Source organism: Bdellovibrio sp. SBM16 (assembly GCF_056175625.1).
Genome location: NZ_JBJKJG010000016.1, coordinates 1 through 20,245, shown reverse-complemented (window position 1 = coordinate 20,245; position 20,245 = coordinate 1). Strand labels below are relative to the sequence as shown.

The 20,245-nt window shown below is 43.1% G+C and carries 15 protein-coding genes and 1 pseudogene; 9 read left to right on the top strand and 7 right to left on the bottom strand.

From position 1 onward, the window contains the following. Positions 1 to 145: 145 nt before the first annotated feature. Entirely contained in the window at positions 146 to 1,588 is a 1,443-nt protein-coding gene (locus AC04MM_RS14565; RefSeq protein ID WP_475381113.1) for an aminotransferase-like domain-containing protein, read from the bottom strand. A 93-nt stretch (positions 1,589 to 1,681) separates the two neighbouring features. Between AC04MM_RS14565 and AC04MM_RS14560 the strand changes: the two genes are divergently transcribed. From AC04MM_RS14560 to AC04MM_RS14550, 3 genes are read left to right on the top strand one after another with little or no spacing between them, the layout of a single operon-like run. Continuing rightward, positions 1,682 to 1,960: a DUF2917 domain-containing protein gene (locus AC04MM_RS14560; protein ID WP_475381112.1), complete on the top strand. Its 279-nt coding sequence runs from the start codon at positions 1,682 to 1,684 to the stop codon at positions 1,958 to 1,960. Positions 1,961 to 1,995: 35 nt separating this feature from the next. Beyond that, positions 1,996 to 2,646, top strand: a complete 651-nt coding sequence (locus tag AC04MM_RS14555) for a hypothetical protein (RefSeq protein WP_475381111.1) — start codon at positions 1,996 to 1,998, stop codon at positions 2,644 to 2,646. After that, entirely contained in the window at positions 2,647 to 3,171 is a 525-nt protein-coding gene (locus AC04MM_RS14550) for a GNAT family N-acetyltransferase (protein WP_475381110.1), read from the top strand. A gap of 5 nt (positions 3,172 to 3,176) precedes the next feature. Here the strand turns inward: AC04MM_RS14550 and AC04MM_RS14545 are convergent, their stop codons facing one another. Together AC04MM_RS14545 and AC04MM_RS14540 are read right to left on the bottom strand one after the other, a co-directional pair. Next, complete coding sequence (locus tag AC04MM_RS14545) at positions 3,177 to 5,237, bottom strand: CapA family protein (protein WP_475381109.1); 2,061 nt, start codon at positions 5,235 to 5,237, stop codon at positions 3,177 to 3,179. A 1-nt stretch (position 5,238) separates the two neighbouring features. Next, the gene (locus tag AC04MM_RS14540) at positions 5,239 to 6,426 is read right to left on the bottom strand and encodes a CotH kinase family protein (protein WP_475381108.1); all 1,188 of its coding nucleotides are present in this window, start codon (positions 6,424 to 6,426) and stop codon (positions 5,239 to 5,241) included. Between the two features lie 216 nt (positions 6,427 to 6,642). Here AC04MM_RS14540 and lysC point away from each other — a divergent pair, with 216 nt between their 5' ends. Both lysC and AC04MM_RS14530 read left to right on the top strand, forming a co-directional pair. Beyond that, the gene (gene lysC, locus AC04MM_RS14535) at positions 6,643 to 8,001 is read left to right on the top strand and encodes a lysine-sensitive aspartokinase 3 (RefSeq protein ID WP_475381107.1); all 1,359 of its coding nucleotides are present in this window, start codon (positions 6,643 to 6,645) and stop codon (positions 7,999 to 8,001) included. A gap of 379 nt (positions 8,002 to 8,380) precedes the next feature. Beyond that, positions 8,381 to 10,042, top strand: coding sequence for a S8 family serine peptidase (locus AC04MM_RS14530; RefSeq protein ID WP_475381106.1), 1,662 nt, complete (start codon positions 8,381 to 8,383; stop codon positions 10,040 to 10,042). Between the two features lie 88 nt (positions 10,043 to 10,130). Here AC04MM_RS14530 and AC04MM_RS14525 read toward each other — a convergent pair whose 3' ends face one another. Next, positions 10,131 to 10,736 carry a hypothetical protein gene (locus AC04MM_RS14525; RefSeq protein WP_475381105.1) on the bottom strand — a complete coding sequence of 202 codons (606 nt, stop codon included), beginning with the start codon at positions 10,734 to 10,736 and terminating at the stop codon, positions 10,131 to 10,133. 112 nt (positions 10,737 to 10,848) lie between these two features. On the opposite strand from AC04MM_RS14525, the gene AC04MM_RS14520 reads away from it, so the two are divergent. Both AC04MM_RS14520 and AC04MM_RS14515 read left to right on the top strand, forming a co-directional pair. Further along, positions 10,849 to 11,340: a GAF domain-containing protein gene (locus AC04MM_RS14520; protein WP_475381104.1), complete on the top strand. Its 492-nt coding sequence runs from the start codon at positions 10,849 to 10,851 to the stop codon at positions 11,338 to 11,340. 62 nt (positions 11,341 to 11,402) lie between these two features. Continuing rightward, complete coding sequence (locus AC04MM_RS14515) at positions 11,403 to 14,123, top strand: HEAT repeat domain-containing protein (RefSeq protein WP_475381103.1); 2,721 nt, start codon at positions 11,403 to 11,405, stop codon at positions 14,121 to 14,123. Here AC04MM_RS14515 and AC04MM_RS14510 read toward each other — a convergent pair. Beyond that, entirely contained in the window at positions 14,120 to 15,439 is a 1,320-nt protein-coding gene (locus AC04MM_RS14510; protein ID WP_475381102.1) for an alkaline phosphatase family protein, read from the bottom strand. The genes AC04MM_RS14515 and AC04MM_RS14510 overlap by 4 nt on opposite strands. A 193-nt stretch (positions 15,440 to 15,632) precedes the next feature. Beyond that, the gene (locus AC04MM_RS14505) at positions 15,633 to 16,880 is read right to left on the bottom strand and encodes a M20/M25/M40 family metallo-hydrolase (RefSeq protein WP_475381101.1); all 1,248 of its coding nucleotides are present in this window, start codon (positions 16,878 to 16,880) and stop codon (positions 15,633 to 15,635) included. 153 nt (positions 16,881 to 17,033) lie between these two features. Here AC04MM_RS14505 and AC04MM_RS14500 point away from each other — a divergent pair, with 153 nt between their 5' ends. Then, complete coding sequence (locus AC04MM_RS14500; RefSeq protein ID WP_475381100.1) at positions 17,034 to 17,483, top strand: hypothetical protein; 450 nt, start codon at positions 17,034 to 17,036, stop codon at positions 17,481 to 17,483. 33 nt (positions 17,484 to 17,516) lie between these two features. Here AC04MM_RS14500 and AC04MM_RS14495 read toward each other — a convergent pair whose 3' ends face one another. Beyond that, positions 17,517 to 19,139 (bottom strand): M64 family metallopeptidase, encoded by a 1,623-nt coding sequence (locus tag AC04MM_RS14495; protein WP_475381099.1) that lies wholly within the window; start codon positions 19,137 to 19,139, stop codon positions 17,517 to 17,519. A 220-nt stretch (positions 19,140 to 19,359) separates the two neighbouring features. Between AC04MM_RS14495 and AC04MM_RS14490 the strand changes: the two are divergent. Further along, positions 19,360 to 20,245, top strand: a pseudogene (locus tag AC04MM_RS14490) (hypothetical protein); the annotation flags it as partial.

Sequence of the window (20,245 nt, the reverse complement as noted above, 5' to 3'; positions counted from 1 at the left end):
TGGCACTGATATGCCATTAATTTAGACAGGATGTTTGCAGCACTTTCGTTGTGTAAGCGCGCTGGTCATCGGGTGTGTGTCGATGCATTTTTTTCTTGTGGCGCGGACAGAGTTTGTTTAAGCTAGTCGGCTTTTTATTTAGTCGTCAACAGGTTTTTGCTAACGATCCGATTTCAATCAGCGCTTTTTCAATTTCACTGCTCCAGGCGACGCCGGCATTGATGCGCAAACAGTTCATGTACTTGCCGGTGGTCGAAAAAGCACAGCCGGGCACAACGCTGATATTTTTTTTGAGAGCTTTTTCAAAAAGTTCAAGTGTATTGGTGCCCGGTGAAAATTCAATCCAGATCAGGCAACCGCCTTTGGGGTGGGTAATTTTGATATCCTGAGGAAAGTGTTTCTGTATCGTGGACGTGATCAGTGCCAAGTTTTTTTCAATTGTCTGGCGCAGTTTACGCAGGTGCCGTTCATAGGAATGATTTGCTAAGTGGTCGGCCACTGCCATCTGAAGTGCACCATTGGTGCTGGCCGTATTGGTTGATTTGTAAAGAAGAAGTTTTTCTTTCTCGCTTGCCGGAGGGATTACCCAGCCGATACGGTAGCCGGCCGATAGGGTTTTAGAGAACGAAGAGCACAGGTAGTTTCTATCGAGTTTGTCAAATGACTTAAGGGTTAACGGGCGCGTTGTGGTAAAATACAGCTCACCGTAGATATCATCTTCAATAATGGTGATATTAAACTTATAACAAAGCTGAACAAATCGTTCTTTATCTTCGTCGCTCATTAAACTTCCGATTGGATTTAAGAAGTTCGGGGTTACGAGTGCGGCTTTAATCTTAAATTTAGAGGCTTTATCTGCAAACGCCTCTAAATCAATGCCTTTATCAGAAGTTGCCGGCAGTTCTAAAAGTTTTAGCCCCTGGTCTTCGATCAGGCGTAAAATACCGTGAAATGTCGGACTCTCGACCGCTACGATATCACCTGGACTGGTGCAGGATTTTAAAGCCAGGTTTAAAGCCTCAGTGCAGCCGTTAGTTACGATCACCTGATCCGGTTCGGTTACAAAACCAGCGTCAAAGGTGCGTTTGGCGATTTCTTTCTGTAATTCGGGAAGTCCGCCGAGCGGGGCGTAGCGCATGGCCTTGAGCGGGTGCTGGCGCATCACTTTCAGTAGCGATTTTTGTAGACTCATGGCCGGTAACAGTGAGGTATGAATAACCGCACCACCTAACGGCACTAAATTTTCATTACTGCATGAATGAATGATATCCAGGTTTCTCGAGCTGTCTTTGATAAAACGTGGGGTCGGTAATGCCTTTGATTTAAAAACTGGCGTATTGGTTAAGGTCAGGCGTTTAACGAAGTAACCAGACTGCGGTTTAGCCTCGATATGCCCCTGGGCTTCAAGCAGTGCGTAGGCTTGGTTAACGGTTGAGATACTTACACTGAGCTTTTTACTCATCGCGCGCACAGAGGGGATACGGCTTCCGGCAAGTAAAGTCCCGTCATTAATCCAGTCTTTGATTAGTCCTTCGACCTGGTTATAAAGTGAGACATCGGATTTGCGTAAAATTGGTGAGCGCGACATATAAACCTTTCTGCCCGAGGCATGAAACTGTACTGGTTACAATTCAAGTTAGGTGCATCTGTACTCATTACTGATTTATCTTATACTAGCTGTATGGATCTCACTACTAAAAAACAAATCTTTCTTAAAAAAGGTGAATTGGCTGAAGTCAGTGCCACAGCTACGGTGTCTGTAGGTAGCGGCAAGGTATGGATTACCTTTGCCGGCGACGAACGTGATTATGTGTTAAATGCCGGTGACCGTCTGATGTGTGATGCGCCAAAGCCGGTCATTGAAGCTTTAGAACCCAGCTATATCGTTATCTGCGACCAACCGTCGCGCTACAGTCTGTTTAGTTTGCTGACCAGTTGGTCCGAAGAGGGTCTGCGCTAGCTATTTGATAGCTTAAGTGTTAGAACACTTAAGCTATGTTCAAACTGATCCTCGCAGTTATTTCTTTTTCTTCTTTTACAGCTTTTGCTGAAGAGCTTAGTCATTCACGTCAGTTACGCGAAAATTCACAGTTTTATGCGATGCTGGATTACTCTTGGCTGGATTTGGTTTTGCCAAGCAAATGGGGAATTACTGCTGGATGGGCCCGGGATGCAGACAAAATCTGGGAAGCCGAATATTTAAAAAGCAGTGTTTCGGTTCCGTTCGTTGTCGAAGATATTGGTGAGATGACTGATGAACGTTTTTCTGTGATTCAGAGAAATTTTCTTGGTACCGAAACATTTAATTTTAGTTACGGTGTAAGTTACCATAAGTTTAAAGTTAATATCGGAAATAAATATTTATCGTCGGTGAGCTCTTCGGCCCTAGATGTGGATTTGCTGCGCGTAGAAACCCTAGGTTTTACTGTTGGTATCGGTAACCGCTGGATTTTTTCCAACCGCTGGATGGTTGGGATAGACTGGGCTTCGTTGGCGCAGCCGGTTTTTATTACCCGCAAAAATAATAAATTCGAAGATTTTAGCAATGACAGCAGTGCCAAGGATACCGTTGATACAGCGGTAAAACTCATTGCCTGGTTACCGCGAATTTCACTTTTAAAATTACAGGTAGGATATTCTTTTTAAATGAACTTTAATATTAATCATAATAATCAACACTATATTTTTCGTTTAGCTTTAGAAGGCGATGTGCCGCAGATACGTTCGCTCTTAAATGCAGCTTATAAAGAACATGCAGATAAAGGGTTAAACTATACAGCGACCTATCAAGATGAAGGTGAAACGCGCAAACGCATGGCTAAAGGCCGAACTTTTGTGTTGCTATCGGGAACAGAAATTGTCGGTACGATTTTATTTTATGAAAGAAATGAATTTACAGGAAAAAGGTCAGCCTACTTAGAGCAATTTGCGATTTCGCCAAAGCTTAAAGGTACGGGTCTTGGTTCTATAATAATGGATTTCTGTGAACAGTTAGCTAATGATGAAAAATATGAAGTTATTCAGCTGAATACGGCGCAACCAGCAACCCACTTAGTGGATTGGTATAAACGCCGGGGCTATAAAATTGTTGCCGAAGTGCATTTAGAAGGTAAAACCTACGACTCGTATGTGTTTGAAAAAACCTTACGAGCCGCTTTTGCCAAAAAGTAATAGGCCTATTGGCCCGGGCAGATTTTAGCCGCACGTTCGCCTTTAATCACGCCCGGTACGCAGTACACGGCGGTGCCGTCATTAAGAGTACGGTATTCAACTGCATTTTCACCCAGAGATTTTTTGCTCGCAGCATTTAAAAACGCCACATATTGATTTGCCGAAGCCGTATCCCAGTATGTCGGGCTGATGTGGCTGTCTTTCGTCGGGATAATCTGAGAAGCCGCAAGGAGTAGATGTCCGTTTGAAAAAGAGTAGTAATTTTTAACAAATAAGCCAAAGCGGTTCCAGAGCGGAAACTTTTTTGAGCTGTAGTTTTTGCCGCCTAAGAATAATAGGTTACCTAAACTGTAGGCGACAAAAGACTTCTGGTTAAATTCAATCGGACGTACGTTATGTGTGTGGTGGCCGATCACTAAATCAATAGCGTAACTTTTAATTAACGCCATTTTGGCTTCGATGTTTCTGTTTTCTGAGCGCTGGCGCTGTTTTCCGTCTTCGGTTTCCAGGGTGTCGTTATCAGGTTGTGATCCGTTTTTCGTGTAGACAGACAGTTCCATACCTTCATGGATCGAGACGATGCGAAGATCGGCCGGTGTATTTTTAAGGTTTTCTAAGATAAGTTTTAAATCAGCGTATTCAGGGCACGGAATCATCGCTTTTTCGACTTTACCGCTCGCGCACAGGCGCACTGATAACATACCATTGCTGGTTGCCGTTGGCTGCCAAGATGTTTCCCAGTGAGGGCGGTCGTCACCCTTCATGCCGATGGCCACATAGGCGATGCGTAAGCCGTTTTTCTCGATTATCACCGGATTGATCGTTTCATCAATGCGGCCAAGACCAGATAAGTAAATTTGGCGACTGGCACGCGACTGGATATCTTTTAAATTAGCTACCGTTTCGTCAATTCCGAGTTGGTCGTAGTCGTAAGCATGGTTGTTGGCTGAAGAGATCATGTTAAATCCGACCTGATTAACCAGATATTCAACGCCGGCCGGATGACTTTTTTGTGGCCATTTTTTACCTTCGATAACCGGCATTTCAGCGTTGGTCTTACTTGAAACAACACTTTCAAGGTTCATGAAGTTTAAATCATTTCCCGCGGTCATGGTTTTTAGATCTTTGGTCATTTGCTCCCACGTCATGAATGAATTGAATGAACTTCCATTCGATGGCAGTTTGTCCGAACCCGGTCGTGAAAGACTCACATCGCCGCCCATGCCGATCACTAGTTCCTGGGTGTAAGATTGTGGTGTACGGTTAGCTACGTTAGCTTCAGGATTTTGTAAATTTTCGTAAGTTAATAAACCCTTTTTGTATTTGCCGTATTCGATCACCGACAAACGGCGGCCGATATCCTGAGAAATTTTGTAAATTTCAGTCGCAGCATCGACACCAACATAACGCCAGTGCCATGGTTCAAAAATGTATCCGGTGATCGGATTTGATTCTTTTTTTAAATCTTTATAATAACGCGGAAAACTCATGGCAAAACCGTAGTTTTGGGCGTTGTTTAATAGCCACTCGTATTCCGTACACTTATTTTGCGGACAGCGCTCTTTGATATCTGGGTAAGATAGCGTCGGTCCAAGACTTGGGTAGACCAGATCCAAAGTAGAGCCTAATTGGTGTTCGCTGCGCCCCGGAACAGCACTGATACTTTGTACGTATTTGGTTAACTCTTCTTCGGTTTTAAATTTATCTTTAAACTTTGCAAATTTGCTTGCGTAGGTCGAACATTGTGAATCAAAACTCCTAAAACCAGAGTAGATCTTTAAGGTTACGCCAAGGGATTTTGCTGCGGTCGTCAAGGCCATAAATGCTTCTAAGACTTCTTTACGCAGTTTTTCGCCTGATCCGGATTTGTTCCAGATCAGCTCTTTTGGTACTGCGACCAAATCAGTCGGGATGTAAGAGCGTTTTAATTTGTGGCTTTCTTCTTTGCTGACCAGAGCCAGGTAGTCATTACCATCCTGCTTGCCGTCGTCGATGCAGTATTTTGATGAAGCGTTGGCAGTTAAGCCGGTTGTTACTAATAGCGTTGTTAAGATTAGTTTTTTCATATTATTTAACCTTTTCCATTAAATAAGCTCTGCGCTCATCGATCTGTTTTTTACGTTTTAAAAAAATGTTTTGGATTTCTGATCTGGTGTATGGAACATTTCGACGAGACACGTCCTGGGCCCCCATCTGCAGAATTTCCTGGTTATTTAAGTACTGAGAAATCTCAGTGTGAAGTCGCATCAGAAGCTGGTCAGTAACAGTCTGGGTTAAGCGGTTGGCGATCACATCAAAGGTTACTAATTTTAGCTGGTTGTACATGTACGCATTGCGCGGGGCGAAGGCGCGGTCTAAACGGTCTTCATAGCTGTATAGAACAGAATCAATATTTTCCGGATTTGCGGCTTCGGTGGCATTGACCGGCACCTTATGCATCGGTTTAAAAAGATCATCGAAATCCCAAGGCAGGACTCTGAAGTAGATGATGCCTTCTTTGTATAAATCGCCATCGACATAAAAAAAGATCTCATCGGGAAAATCACCATTAGTATAGAGGGAATTCATTGCCATCCAGCGCATATATCCTTCGATATCCATCTTGCTGTGCAGACTTTTAAATAGTGCGGCGTCTTTTTTTGTGGCAACGTCGGTATAAATCGAATCGGCCACGGCCTTGATGCGGTTAATTTCAGCCTGATTCAGGTTTTGATCAATTTCAGCTTCTTCGTGGATAAATTTGGATCTGTAACCGCGACGTACCACGTAAGGGCTCTCAGCTGACATGATGTCTTTCGGCTTTTGCACCACTGCATACAGACCATTTGATTTACCATTAATTCTGACCTCGGCATATTCAGAAGGAATTCCCATGCCGATACTCAATGCTTCGGCGCTCATTAAACCAAGGCGGGTAGAGATGTAGCCGGCATCGGCTGACATGCTTAACAGATTAATTTTGTTCGCTTCTACACGGCCTAATTCGATAGGCTGTTGCAATTTCAAACCGAAATTTTTGCGGCGGTAGCCAAGCGAACCCTGGCCGCGCGTTTCCATTTGTTCGGCATAAATGCTGGTTTCGCGGTTTAATTTTACTTGCGCGCCTGAGAACATATACTTTTCAGCTTTCACTTTATAATTTGCATGGTCGTAGTCGTTAACGGTGAGATCAATGACATTGTAGGCATCTGCCGATGTGGCAAAGGTAAGCTGAACCAGACCGATTAATAAGCCCATTTTAAAACCCTGTGTCATTGTTTACTCCCCGAATCGTGGATGATTCAGGGAATAGAAGTGCTAAGTATGTTCCGGCTTATGGTGGATTAGCTGGTTATGGCATGATCAAAATAGGACAGGGCTGTAATTCGGCAAGACAGCTGTCAGAGATTTAGCAGTTGTCTCATTTTGGGATAGACACGAAATTTAATTTTTACTACCCTTAATGCCGTACAACTTACACGGAGTCTTTTTATGTCTTTAGTCGTTTCAAAATTCGGTGGCACATCAATGGGAAATGCAGAGTGTATGCTACGTTCTGCGGAAATTTCGGTTCAGCAACAATCCTATGTTGTTTGTGTGTCGGCAACATCAGGCACTACTAACCAGTTGATCGCTCTAGGACAGACTGCCGAAAAAGGTGATGCTACACAGGTGCAAAAACTTGCCGGTGAACTCATCGCTAAACACCAGGCAATTGCAAAAGACTTAGGGCTTCCACAAGATCACGCTCCGCTGGTTCAATTATTCGAAGAAATGCTGTCAATTGCCAAAGGTATGCAATTATTAAAAGACTGTTCGCCGCGCGCTTTAGATATTCTATTAAGTTTAGGAGAGAGAACATCCTCGGTGTTATTCGCCCAGGCGATGAAAACCCAGCTGGCTAAAGCCGGGGTAAAAAAAGAAATCGTACTTTTTGATGCCCGGGATGTGATAGCTACTGATGATCAGTTCGGATCGGCGCGCCCGCAAATTCCAAGAATTGCCGAGCTGGCGCAGACAGAGATTTTGAAAAAGTACTCCCAGGATAAGTATGTTATTGTCACTCAAGGTTATATTGGCCGAAGCCTTAACGGCAATTCGACAACTCTTGGTCGCGGTGGCAGCGATTATTCGGCGGCTCTTTTTGCTGAAGGGTTAAATGCATCAACATTAGAAATCTGGACCGATGTGACGGGAATTGCGACGACCGATCCGCGCATCTGTAAAGAAGCAAAATTTATTGACGAGATTTCTTTTAAAGAGGCGTCGGAGATGGCCATCTTTGGAGCCAAGGTTCTGCATCCGGCTACCGTAGAGCCGGCCATGCGTAAGAATATTCCGGTCTTTGTTGGTTCTAGTTTTGACCCTGCAAAAAAAGGAACTTGGGTGAAAAAAGAAGTGACTGCGGCACCGCTCATGCGTGCTTTAGCGCTTCGTAAAAACCAAACGCTGGTAACACTTTCTACGCCTGAGATGTTACAAACTCATGGTTTTTTATTTAAAATCTTTAAAGTCTTCAATGATCATAAAGTTTCAATCGATGCGATCACGACGTCTGAGATTTCGGTGTCGGTAACTATTGATGGCGAAATCAAATCGCAATCGCAGTTGGTCTTGGACCTTCAGCAATTTGCGGAAGTGCAGATCGAAAACGGCTACAGTCTGGTTTCATTAATCGGTAACAACATCAATCACACCGCCGGCCTGGCGAAAAAAATCTTCTCGGCAATTGAAGATATCAACGTACGCATGATCTGCTTAGGTGCAAGTAAACATAACTTCTGCTTTCTAGTTGATGCTGCTAATGGCGAAAAGGCGATTCAGAAGCTGCATTCTGAATTTATTCACTAGTGAATGCGCTGACGTGATTATTGCCGCAGGCTTTTATTTGACTGCGTTGCTCAGTCCGTCCGCAGTATTTTGAATCAAGTTTTGTTTGAAAAAACGCTTCGTGTTAAAAATAATTTTGCTTAAAAATTAAACTTAAGCATAAAAAAGGTTTATACCAGTTAACACTTCCTATTATCTTTCGTGATGAAACCTATTTATTTTGCTTTTGGTTCCAGTTTGGAACTCGATGTGAATTTCAGGTCATTTCACTTTTTCATTTTTATGTAACTCAGCGATTTTTCTGTTAAAAAATATTTTTGCCACTAGTTCCAAATTGGGTTCAACTTAATTTCATCAGGATCAAGGTCCAGCAAATAAACAATCCAAGGAAAGAGGGATTATGAAAACTATCAGCATGAAACTAATCGTAAGCGTGTTAGCTACTGTTGCATTAAGCAGTGTAGCTTCAGCGAAGGAACGCTATCTTGTTATCTATAAGAGCCAACAAGGTTTTGCTGCGATGAACCAATATATGTTAACTGAAGGTGTTGCAGCGGTTACTGTTGCTGACGCATTAAAAAACGTGAATGGTCAGGTTTTAGAAGTATCAAACGCTAAAGCGATTGCCGCTTTACAAAACCATCCGGAAGTAGCGGTTATTGAAGCTGAAATGTTCAGACCATCTCCAAAACCAATTAATGGTTTTAAATTATCTAAACCAGTTAAATCGTGGAACCAAGATGCAGTAGTTGTTGATGATTCACAATCTACTCCTCATTTAAATGAAGGTGTAAATACTCCATGGGGTATCATGACAGTTAATGCAGGAGCGGCATGGGATGCTTCGCAAGCGGGTCGTAATGCCCGTGTATTAGTATTAGATACTGGTATTGATCCTAACCACCCAGCTTTAAAAGCTAACTTCGAAAAAGGCCGTAACTTTTTCCAATCTTTTGATGGTCCAAACCCAGAAGATTTTATCGATAAAGAGGGTCACGGTACACACTGCGCCGGAACTATCGCAGCTTCTTACAACGAAAAAACGGGTTTTACAGGTGTTGCTCCGTTGGCAAAAATTTTAATGGGCCGTGTTTGCGGTGATTTAGGTTGTTCGAATATCGCGGTTGCTCAAGGTATCAACTGGGGTATTGAACAAAAAGTTGATGTGATTTCTATGTCATTAGGTGGTCCGTCTTCTTCTTCGGCAGAAAAAATGGCCGTGGCTAACGCAGAAAAAGCCGGTATCGCGGTTGTAGCAGCTTCTGGTAACGGTGGAACTCCGAAAGTTTCTTTCCCGGCAGCTTTACCAACTGTAATTGCAGTCGGTGCAACTGATTCTTCAAACGCTAAAACGAACTTCTCACAATGGGGTCCGGAATTAGATATCGTTGCTCCAGGTGCCGCGGTTGTATCAACTGTGCCACAAGGTACTGGCCGTGATTCAGTTACAGAAATCAATATTGACGGTGTTAAAACACTTGTTAAATCAGCAGCTTTCTCTGGGACTAAATTATTTCCAAATGCTAAAATCGGCGCTTTAGTAGCAGCTGGTTTAGGTAAACCAGAAGATTTCAAAAACATTGATGTTAAAGGTCGCTTTGCTTTAATCAGCCGCGGCGAGATCGCTTTTGCTGATAAAGTTAAAAATGCTTTGGCAGCTGGTGCGACAGGCGTAGTTGTTTACAACAACACAACTGGTTTGATGCAAGGTGCTTTATCTGAAGACGGTTCAGAATTAGACGTAGCCGTAGTTATGATCGAACAAACTGTTGGTCAAAAACTAGTTGCTGACTTAACAGCCGGTAAAGCGGTATCTGCAGCAATCTCTACTTCGGCATCTGACTATGCAATGTTTGATGGTACATCAATGGCAACTCCGCACGTAGCTGGTGTTGTAGCGTTAATGAAATCGGCCAATAAAAAATTAACTCCGGCGCAAATTAGAACAATCTTAGGTGCAACGGCATTACCTCTTGGACCAAACGATGCGAACCAATACGGTAAAGGTTTAGTGCAAGCTGATAAAGCTGTTAACATGGCTGTTTCTGGCAACGTTGAGTAAGTAGTTAACTCTTTCTAACTAACGAAAAACTAAAAAACCCAAGGTGACTCACCTTGGGTTTTTTTATTCTTTATTTGCTAGGTCGTTACTAAAGCATGATTGAAAGTGTAAATGATAAATCGGTTGAATCAATTTTATCAAAGTGGTCATCAACTTCTTTGCTGCCTGAGTACTGCGGTCCTTCGACTTCTTTAAATTGGTTCACATTGTACTGGACGCCTAAGCCTATATAGCGAAACGGAAAAAACATCAGACCTGCCGTGTAAGTGTGGCCAGATAAAGTAAACCCCTGAAACGAGCCTGCATCTTCGAACTGGAGCTTGTTGAGCGGAGAGTAGCCTAAGTAAATTTTCATGGCGTTCATAGCACTTACGCCTACCTGAAAACCCGCTACAGTGTGTGAAAAATCAGGTTTTTCCAATGTGTTACCGTCGATTTCGGCTTTGCCTTTGATCTGTTCACCGGCTAATAACAGGCTCACGCCGGCAGCTGATTGTACGCCGATTTTTAGGCTTGCTACCGGTCCCTTCATTGAAAATTTAGTCAGATCGTTTGAAAGATCAGTTAACTTCAAGGTTTCTTCTTTATAGCCGATTCCAGGTTCGATAATAACGGAACCTGCGGCAATTGCTTTTGATGTAAATCCAGATGTCGTCACTAGCAAAACTAAAAATAAGATCGCATTTTTTGTCATGGACGTCGTTCTCCGTTTTGTTGTGGTTTTTATTTATTTTAAGCCAAATCACCGGGAGATTATGAGCATTAAATTGCCATCACGTCTTAAGTTAGACTATAGTCTTTTGCATATGTCATACGCTGCCTTAAAAATTAACTATCAAAACAAAACTGAATTTTATAATCAGTTGAACGCCGAACTGGTTCATAATCTGGATAAGCACTGGTTCACTAATCTGTCGCAGTTTTCAGCCCTGGTGTTTGACCAGCTTCCGGATGTTAATTGGGTGGGTTTCTATCTGAATGTGTCTGGCGAGTTAATCTTAGGCCCGTTTCAGGGAAAGCCGGCCTGTATGAAAATTCAGTTCGGCCGCGGTGTCTGCGGCACATCGGCGCAAAAACGCGAGCCGATCTTAGTTGATGACGTGGATAGTTTTCCGGGGCATATCGCCTGTGATTCAGCTTCACGCTCAGAAATTGTGATTCCGTTACTTAACGGGGAAAAAGTTTTAGGTGTGCTTGATGTTGATTCTCCAAGTTTAAAACGTTTTACCCAGGAAGATATCGCTGGACTAAAGACGATGGTGGATACGCTGCTAAAACACACAGCAATGGACCTGTAAAAGCGGGCTAATCTGGACCATAAGCCAGAGCTATTTATACATGCTGCTACCGATAAGAAAGCATGTCGACAGCAATCAAATTTAATAAATCTCAGCCGCAAAAAAATGATTATTTATCAGAGCTACGTTCGCTTTATCATTCACTTGATACCGAAGAGCGTTTTAAATCAATTAACCAGCTGGCGTTAGAAAAAAATTCTGATTCGACCCGCGAATTGATTCATATTTTTAATGAGTGCGGCTGGCGCGAAACTAAGTTTCAGATTTTAAAATCAATTGTTGCAAATCCTGACTTACGCTGTCTTGAATTTTTATGTGCGCAGGCCCAACAGACCGAAGATCTTCCGCTGGCCGAAGCAGCGTTGCAGGCACTTGGCGAAACAAAAAGTATCTGGGCTGCGAGATTTCTGTCAGAGTTTTATAGATTTGCACCTGAGACATTAAAGCCGGCCTGTGCGCTGGCATTGGGTAAGTTATCAGATCGCAGGCTATTGCCTGAGTTTCTGCAGGACTTAGACCGCGCTTTTAAATTACAACAGACGCTGCTTGTTAAAAACCTCGTTCTGGCTTTGGGAGAGCTCAAAGCTCAGGCGGCAATTCCGATGTTGGTCACAATCGCTAAAAATAAAAACTTTCGTGATGTGGCGCTGAGCGCGGTGGTAAGCCTTGGTAAAGTAGCAAAGAACCCTAAAGTCTTTAACGAATTAGAACCCTATTTTAAAAACGATTCGTTTGAGTACCAGATCTTTAATGCAGCCAAGAGTCAGTGCCAGTTCCGTGCAGACTGGAAGCTTGAAGACTATTTAAATAAACTTATTACCCAAGGTACATTTCATCCGGCCTTGTTGCTCGAGTTTAACTCGTTTCAGGTCAGTGATGTAAAGGCCGCCCTGGATATGCTCGCTGAAGATGAACTAAGCCCGATCTTGTTTCAGATCCTGGCAAAGATTGAGTTTCCAGAAGTCGTGGCATGGTATAAAGAGTTTAGTCACCTTGTAAATGAGAAAAACCAGGATGAATTTTTACTGAGTCTCAGTGCGCATGCGAAAACCGATCTGCTTCAGGTGCTGGAAAAATTTTCTGATATTAAAAATAAATACTACATCAAAGCCCATTTACTGAATTCGGCAAATCCAGAGCCGGAGCTTAAAAAGTTTATTCTATCAGAGGATTTTAAAAACGTATCTGATGCTGAGCAGATTCAGATATTAAATGATTTTTATTATTACTTGCTGGCTTTTAAACCGAATGAAAAACAGTACAACCAGTGCTTAAAAACTCTGGAGACATTTACAATCGATGGTAAGAGCCTTAAACCAAAAGCTCTGGGCCGTATGATTCGAATGTTTGGCCAGTTAAATTATTCAAGTCCGAAACTAAATCAATTCGTTTTTGCCAAACACCCTGAGCAGCGTAAAAGCTGCTTGGTGTACTTTGAATCACAGGCGCAAAGTTATTTCTGGACAGAAGCATCGCATACTCCGGCCTTTACCAAAAACCCGGATTTTGCTGAAGATGACATTAATGCCGTTTTAAAAATCCTGATCAACGGCAAAGAAAATCCGTTTGCAGATAATAAGTGGTCTGATTTTTTAAAGTTAGCCAGCCAGGATAAGTCAGAAAGCACGCAGATCTGGTTCTTAAAATTAATCGCCCGGTTTAAGCCGGTAGCGTACAAAGAGTATTTATTAAAACTTGCAAAAAGCCCGAACTACATCGTGCAGTTTCATGTTATTGTAGCTTTAAAAAGCTTTGCTGATGAAACGCTGGCAGATCAGATTGCGGTATTTTTAAGTTCAAAATCAAAATCAATTTCAGGCCGCGCCTTAGATGCCATGTTGTCGCTTCCGGGAAACCGCGCAAAACGTCTGGTGTTTGAATACTTCAGTGAAAACTATGCCGTGCCCGGTGTAGCAGAAAAAATCGTGCGTTCATTTAAGCCCCCTGAAAACGACACTGATTATTTTTCTGTGCACGCGGCCCAGATCGTATCCCAGTTAGAACAGCGCGAGCCGGATTTTCAGGCTCTGCCGATGTTACGTGAATTTAAAGATCAGCTGGCTTTGCACCAAAAAAGTTTCTCTAAAACAAAATCGGTTCCGACCGACGCGGATATTATTGCGATCGACCAGGAAATCGAAAATGTGATTCCGTCGTATAAACATTTTGATGAGGCCTCTAAGGCCGCTTTGCGCTCGGCTGAAGTAACTTTTAAACATCCGGAGTTGTTCGATGCGTTTGTCGATAAATCCAGTGTGGTTTTAGGTTACAGTAAGGCAATTGATATCGTTCTAGAAAAACAATTAGGGCGTAAGATTCTGTTTCCGAAACTGGAAAATAAATTAAATGAATTTCAGAATGTGGTGCACTCGTTAACTTTAAATGAGGACTATCCACAGGGTGAAAAAGTTTTAAAACTTTTATCGCTGGAAAAGTATTTCAGTGTGCAGTCGTTGCCGGTGCATAAAATGGGCCTGGTGGCTCAGGGGATAATGTCCTCTAAAATTATTAATGAACATTTTAAAATTTTAGACGGCTTGCGGGCCTGGGCGGTTATGTTGCTGTTATTCGGCCGTAAAAGCGCTGTGCTCAATAAACCGCTGATTTCAGTGATTGATGATGAAGCAAGTTGTATTACCTTAGCTAAAAAACTGATGTGGCTGCAGGACGTGAGAAACCCGATTGCCCACAGGCAGACCGTGGTTGAACATAAAGATGTGGAGCAAATCCGCGAGGAAGTGTTTCACATCTTAAAGTTAATCAACAAACTATTATTCTACTAGTCGTGTAAAATATAAGGGCGAAGTGTTTCTGCTGATCCGTCAAAAGAAACATTCGTCGTAATGCCTAAGATTTCCATCACAAAAGGGTATACGTCGATATTGCTAAACTCAGGAATCTGAGCGCGGCGTTTGACGATATGGCTTCCGGCGGCCACAAACAACGCGTGCATAGATTTAGTATTGGCTGGCCAGCCGTGTGAACCACCGCCGACACGGTAGGGTTTTGACGGATTAAAAGTGCGGTCGGTCATATAGTGTCCGGGTTCAGAAACAACCAGAATATCACCGACGCGGTCTGGATTGGTTAAGTGATACTCGGCCGGGATTTCGTGGCGCAGATACACTTTATAGTTTTTTTCTCTGGCTTTTAAATCCGTGTACGCTTTGGCAATACGGCTTTCATCGTCATGGTAAAGCATAACGGCAGCCCCTTTGTCGCTCCATTTAAAGCCTGATAGGTTGGTCAGGTCACCTAAGAAAATAATTTTATCCTGAAAGTTTTCCTGCATGCCGTGGTCTGAGGTGATCACGAGGTTAATCGGTAGATCAGACTGGCGGATAAAATTCCATAGTCTTCCTAGTTCGCGGTCAGCTTCTAAAACCGCAGCGCGTACTTCTTTTGAATCCGGTCCATAGGCGTGTCCCGCTGAATCGATGATCGCTACATAGGTGTTGATATAGTGTGGGCGAGTTGAAGCCGGCAATTTTAACCATTCGATCACAACATTAAAGCGTTGGGCGGTTGTTACTTTTGAAGAATAGGGTGCATAGCAAGTGGGATCCTGGTTGTTAACGTGGACTTCTGAGCCGACCCATTGATTGGTGTGTGCGAGCATCCCATTTTTTTCAACCACATTCCAGATCGGGTCACCCTGATACCACGAACCATCAGCCGATGAATCACTAAAGGCATCATATTTTTCGTTTCTGGCTTCATCCCAGAAGACGTTACTTAATATGCCATGATTTGATGGTCTGCGGCCGGTGACCAAGGTAAAATGATTCGGATAAGTATGAGTTGGGTAGCTAGGAATCATGCCCGAAGAGTAAATGCCTTCTTTGGCGATTTTCATTAGATTTGGCGGTTTGATTTTTTGCAAGTAATCGGCACGAAAACCATCAAGTGAAACCTGGATGACAATCGGGCGGTCTAAGTTGTGGGGGGAGTTTTTACGTTCTTCGCACGTCAGATTTAGCGAAGCTTCGCGAACCTGAAATTTATCATCTGGTTTTGGTTTGTCACCTTTATCGCACGAGATTAAAAAACCAGTTAAGGCGATCAGGCTAAATGCGAATAACGCATGTCGTGACTTCATATTTAACTCCCCTCAAAGCTTAAATATTGGCCGATTCTTAGCTATTCAAACCCAGATCTAAGTCGGTATCAAGCTTTAAGGGGCGCGTTAAATGTCAGAGTTTTGGCAATGAAAAAAGCCAGCGCAAGCTGGCCCTTTAGAATAAGGTCTGCCAAAGGCAGATCAAAATCAGAGTATTAATCAGCAAAGCTGATTAATACGGCTGACGTTGTTCAGAATTTCCTAAGTCCATTGCCATAGTTAGCGCAACTTTCGAGAAAAACTTAGCGTGCTCAAAACTCATGACCGGCGAAATCACATCTTTTGGTGTGTGAATATCTTTAAAAGATGAAGAGAATTTAGACTCGGTCGGGAACAGAGTCGGAAACCCTTGGCGGTACCATGAGGCATGGTCTGAACAGCCATAGCCGCATTTATCCTCTTGGATAGTCGCATGAAAATAAGTGTTGTTAGCGGCAACTAAGTAGTCGCGTAACCAGCTGCTGGTGAAATCAGTCATGCTGGCTACTTTTAAAACGCCATCACCTGGAAACATCGTCATGTCTAACTGAAGGACGGCGATAATATCCTTGTTGTCGGCTTTAGCTTGTTTGGCAATTTCAGCAGAACCTAATAAGCCAGACTCTTCGCCGGCATACCAGTAAAACTCAATCGTTCTTTCTGGTTGTGGTTGTAATGTTAATACGCGCAATGCTTCTACTAAAGATGATGAACCAGAGGCGTTATCATCAGCGCCCGGAGCTTTTGTGCCCATACCCATAAAACCACTGATCGAATCTAAGTGACCACCGAATACCAGAATTTCAGAAGGGCGGGTGGAGCCCTGGATAGTCAGCTTAATCGACTTTTGCGGTGTGGATTTATGGTCAATCGTTTCGATATGAATTGGATAGTTAGCCTGTTTGGCGATTTCAGCCAGGCGATCCATGAACGGTTGGATATGGCTATTCGGGTTTGAGCTGCGGTTATAGCGGGTCGGAAACGCTGATAAAAACTCAACCGTGTTGCGGATGTTATTAGCGTCTAATTGTTTTAATGCTTCGGTGATTTCCGGGCGTTCCATCATCTCAGGGGGTTGTGAAAATGACAGCGCCTGATTTCTTTTATTGTAGGTGTTTAGAGCCTGAAGGTGTTCGCGCACAGTGCTTAAATCACGTGGCATTTCATCTAAGGCTTCGAAGTTTCCGCAACGGCCGTTGGCGTGCGCCAGTTCAGAAAGTTTACCTTCAGCTGCATAATTTAAAACGGCATAACCAACGCCGGTTTCTTCGTCTTTATACAGTACGGGAATATTGGCTGCGCGTAGCAGATTTAAATCGGCTAAGACCGGCTTAAATACAAGCGGGTCACCGCTTTGACCGTGGGCGTTTAGGATAGGTTTAGATGTAAAAACTGTTAATGTGATTAATGAAGTCGCGATAAAGCGTGTGGTGTTTTGCATAGATAAATGTTAGCAACGCAAACTAAACACACGCTACTGTTTCACTCTGGCGAAGGTTAATTCTGGACTAAAGATAGTTAGGTTAAAAAGGCGGCATGCGTATTGAAATACCCTTACATAGATGTGCTCAAACCGCATTTATTTGGAGGACGTATGACGAAGTTTCTGACAGCGATGACAATTATTGGTCTTTTCGCATTTAAAAGCTTTGCAGGATTTAATGATTTACAGAACTTAGCTGAAGCCATTGCTCAGTTTAAGCAGGTCATTACCGAGATGGAGACGATCTATAATAAAGGTCAAATCCAGGGTGAATTAGCGGTGATTAAGAAAACCAATGCCCGAACGGCTGAGGTATTAAAATACTGCCATGTGATTGAGACCCAATTCGCTAAGAAAGCTCCGGAGATCTTAACGCGTAAGCAGGATGCAAGAAACCGTCTGATCGAAAAAGCTGAAAGCCTTTTAGATTCAGGTGATGCGGAAATGCGTGCGGCACAGGTGGAGTTAGTGCGTAACTTAGAAATGACTAAGTACTGTTTGGGTTTAACCAGCCAGTTACACACAGCGATCCGTTCTTCGATTTCGCAAGGTACGCGCTAATACTAAATTGCAGTAAAAACAGCAGGTTGCGCGTTAAAGTTGAATTGTTTTGGTAACTTTAAACTTGCTGTCATACTTTCTAACTTCTGGTGTCTGTAGTTCTACAGACACTTTTATATTTTTAGCCCCTTTAAATTCTTGGATTGAAGCTTCAGTTTGATCACGTAAGGCCGTGAGTTCTGAATTATCAGCAGTATACCAGCGAACAGTTAATCCAGAAATATTCGGGGTTTGTACGGATACTTTATCAGAGGTTTTTGTAATGCCGTCGATTAGAGACACGCGTGCCAAGAATTTATGCCACATGTTTTCTTGGTCTACAGAACAGAAGTGGTTTAACTTCATGTTGCGCATTAAACAGCCGTCGTGGGTCGGACGGTAATTTTTTGTCCCGTAATCTGAATAGGTAGCAAAGGCTGCGGTTACACCTTTATTGAAATTAAAGCCCTGCGGGTACGCGTATAAAAAAGCGGTCGCAATCACGTTGTCGCCATCGGCGATATTTTCTTTGATCTCTAAACTGTTGTTACCCAGTTGTGTTTCCAGATTATCCAAGACATAGAAGTTTCTGTCATTGTGGTAGCTATCGCCTAAATCCAGTTTTTTGCCGTTCACGTAAACATACACGTCATCGGGGCTAGACCAGCCAACTGTGCTTAGTTCTAAGCCCAATGTTTCGTTGGCGCTGGTTTTAAAGCTAGTGCGGTAGGGTTTTCCGCGTAGATTCTGCCACACGTAATTGCCACTTAAGAATTTGGCGTTGTATGTTTTTTTGTCGTTAATCCAGTGGGCCCAGTCCGAGCCTTTCGGATCAGTCGTAGAGTTGGCGCCGCTGTAAACCTGACCGCCGTCGTATTCTTCACCGACTTCACCGAAGTTGTGGCCAAGTTCGTGATTAAGTACGACCATGCCGCTTCTTTCTGAGCGGGTTGAAATTGCATATCTACCGCCAAGACCGCCGTAATAATCATCATTGGCGATTACAATCGGGTAATCGGTGCGCGCTACTAAGCGAAGCGCTGCTTCAAGTGCGCGCTCGTTACCTGGGTAGATGGCGCGCTTCGAGCCCTTAGGCATACGGTATAAGCCAAACGCCGTATTGATGGCTTCACCATCGCCGATGCCGGAAACCTTTGACGGGGTAAAAACTGCGTGCACCTGAAACAAGGGTAGGTAACTTGAGAACGTGTCAGTTGCGAAAAGATTCTTGGTAATACGTTCAGCATCAGCAAAAAATTTGTCTTTTTCTTGCAGGGTGTAGCCGTCACCAAGAATTGTTAAATGAATACGGTTAGCTGCCGGACCATCGGTGACCAGATCACGCACTTCGCTTTGGGATTCGAAATCAAAAGAGGATTCAGTGGCCAGTTTTTGTTTTAGAAAGGCGCGTTCGGTTTTAGATAAGTTGGTCTTAATCTCTTCTATATATATGGCCTTGGTATCAATGGCTTTAGAATCGATGCGCGGACCTTCAACTATATAATAAGGTAATTTACGCAGTACCTGGGCTTTTGAGTTATCTACTTCACTGATATCCAGGATTTCGGTTTTTTGGTCGCTATTGATCTTTTGTGAGACTTTGTAGGTTTCGGCCAGTGCAGAAAGTGAAAATCCTAAAGTCGTTGCTAATAATATAAGTTTTGTCGCTTTATACATATCCAGATTGAAGCAAGGAAAATTCCTCGGGTCATGGATATTAAAGAATGGTTCCGTGCAGCATTAGGGCATTTTACCCAGTTGGGGAATTAACAAACGGCGTTTTTGCCACGAAATAAATCCTTTTTTCAGATTTTCACCAAACTCAGTTGTTTTTACCTATGGCACTCATGTTGCTCAAACACCTTTAAAACAAAACTATCCTAATGGAGGGATTTTTATGAATAAGAGTTATGCGCGTTACTTTAAATTGTTCTCTGTATCAACACTTGCAGTAGCAATGGTTGCTTGTAGCGGTGGTGGTTCAGGAGGTTCTTCGCCAGCGGGTGCGCCGGTAGAAGCAGCATCATCTGAGATGACAGCTTCTGGAAATGCTTTACGTATTTCTAAAGTGTCTGATTACCACTTGGCAGCGGGTGGCGAGTTAGCTGGTGTTCCGGCAGCGGCTTTAGCTGAGATTTTAGCTAAGCATCCGGCTTTAGCTGAAAAAGCAAATCTATTAGGAACAGTAAACAGAGTTGTAGAAACTGATGCTGGTACTTGGGATTTATATGCGGGCGAGCAAATCGTGATGACATTGTCATCTGCGGATCGCAAAGCACTTAATATCGTGAGAACACGTACAGCATTCACAGCTGATTTAATCACTTTATTAACTTCAAACGCAGAAGCTCGTCGTCAAGAAGCGATCCGCTTCTCTTTATCAAATTGTCATAATCAAGGACAAGATCAAGGCCAGGATAAGGATCAAGATAAAGACCAAGACAAGGATCAAGATTACGACAAGGATCAAGATAAAGACCAAGACAAGGATCAAGACAAAGATCAATACAATGTTGTCGTAAATCCTGATCAAGGACAAGGTCAAGATCAAGGCCAAGATAAAGACCAAGATAAAGATCAAGACTACGATAAAGACCAAGATAAAGACCAAGATTACGACAAGGATCAAGATAAAGACCAAGATAAGGATCAAGATAAAGACCAAGATAAAGATCAATACTCTGGTTGTATGAAAGTCGAAGCTACTCTTGTGTTAGAGAATACGTCACCTGATCAAGGACAAGGTCAAGATCAAGGCCAAGATAAAGACCAAGATAAAGATC

Excerpts from the sequence above, each read along its gene's own strand:
- AC04MM_RS14565 (WP_475381113.1), bottom strand. The coding sequence starts at position 1,588 with ATGTCGCGCTCACCAATTTTACGCAAATCCGATGTCTCACTTTATAAC.
- AC04MM_RS14560 (WP_475381112.1), top strand. The coding sequence starts at position 1,682 with ATGGATCTCACTACTAAAAAACAAATCTTTCTTAAAAAAGGTGAATTG.
- AC04MM_RS14555 (WP_475381111.1), top strand. The coding sequence starts at position 1,996 with ATGTTCAAACTGATCCTCGCAGTTATTTCTTTTTCTTCTTTTACAGCT.
- AC04MM_RS14550 (WP_475381110.1), top strand. The coding sequence starts at position 2,647 with ATGAACTTTAATATTAATCATAATAATCAACACTATATTTTTCGTTTA.
- AC04MM_RS14545 (WP_475381109.1), bottom strand. The coding sequence starts at position 5,237 with ATGAAAAAACTAATCTTAACAACGCTATTAGTAACAACCGGCTTAACT.
- AC04MM_RS14540 (WP_475381108.1), bottom strand. The coding sequence starts at position 6,426 with ATGACACAGGGTTTTAAAATGGGCTTATTAATCGGTCTGGTTCAGCTT.
- lysC (WP_475381107.1), top strand. The coding sequence starts at position 6,643 with ATGTCTTTAGTCGTTTCAAAATTCGGTGGCACATCAATGGGAAATGCA.
- AC04MM_RS14530 (WP_475381106.1), top strand. The coding sequence starts at position 8,381 with ATGAAAACTATCAGCATGAAACTAATCGTAAGCGTGTTAGCTACTGTT.
- AC04MM_RS14525 (WP_475381105.1), bottom strand. The coding sequence starts at position 10,736 with ATGACAAAAAATGCGATCTTATTTTTAGTTTTGCTAGTGACGACATCT.
- AC04MM_RS14520 (WP_475381104.1), top strand. The coding sequence starts at position 10,849 with ATGTCATACGCTGCCTTAAAAATTAACTATCAAAACAAAACTGAATTT.
- AC04MM_RS14515 (WP_475381103.1), top strand. The coding sequence starts at position 11,403 with ATGTCGACAGCAATCAAATTTAATAAATCTCAGCCGCAAAAAAATGAT.
- AC04MM_RS14510 (WP_475381102.1), bottom strand. The coding sequence starts at position 15,439 with ATGAAGTCACGACATGCGTTATTCGCATTTAGCCTGATCGCCTTAACT.
- AC04MM_RS14505 (WP_475381101.1), bottom strand. The coding sequence starts at position 16,880 with ATGCAAAACACCACACGCTTTATCGCGACTTCATTAATCACATTAACA.
- AC04MM_RS14500 (WP_475381100.1), top strand. The coding sequence starts at position 17,034 with ATGACGAAGTTTCTGACAGCGATGACAATTATTGGTCTTTTCGCATTT.
- AC04MM_RS14495 (WP_475381099.1), bottom strand. The coding sequence starts at position 19,139 with ATGTATAAAGCGACAAAACTTATATTATTAGCAACGACTTTAGGATTT.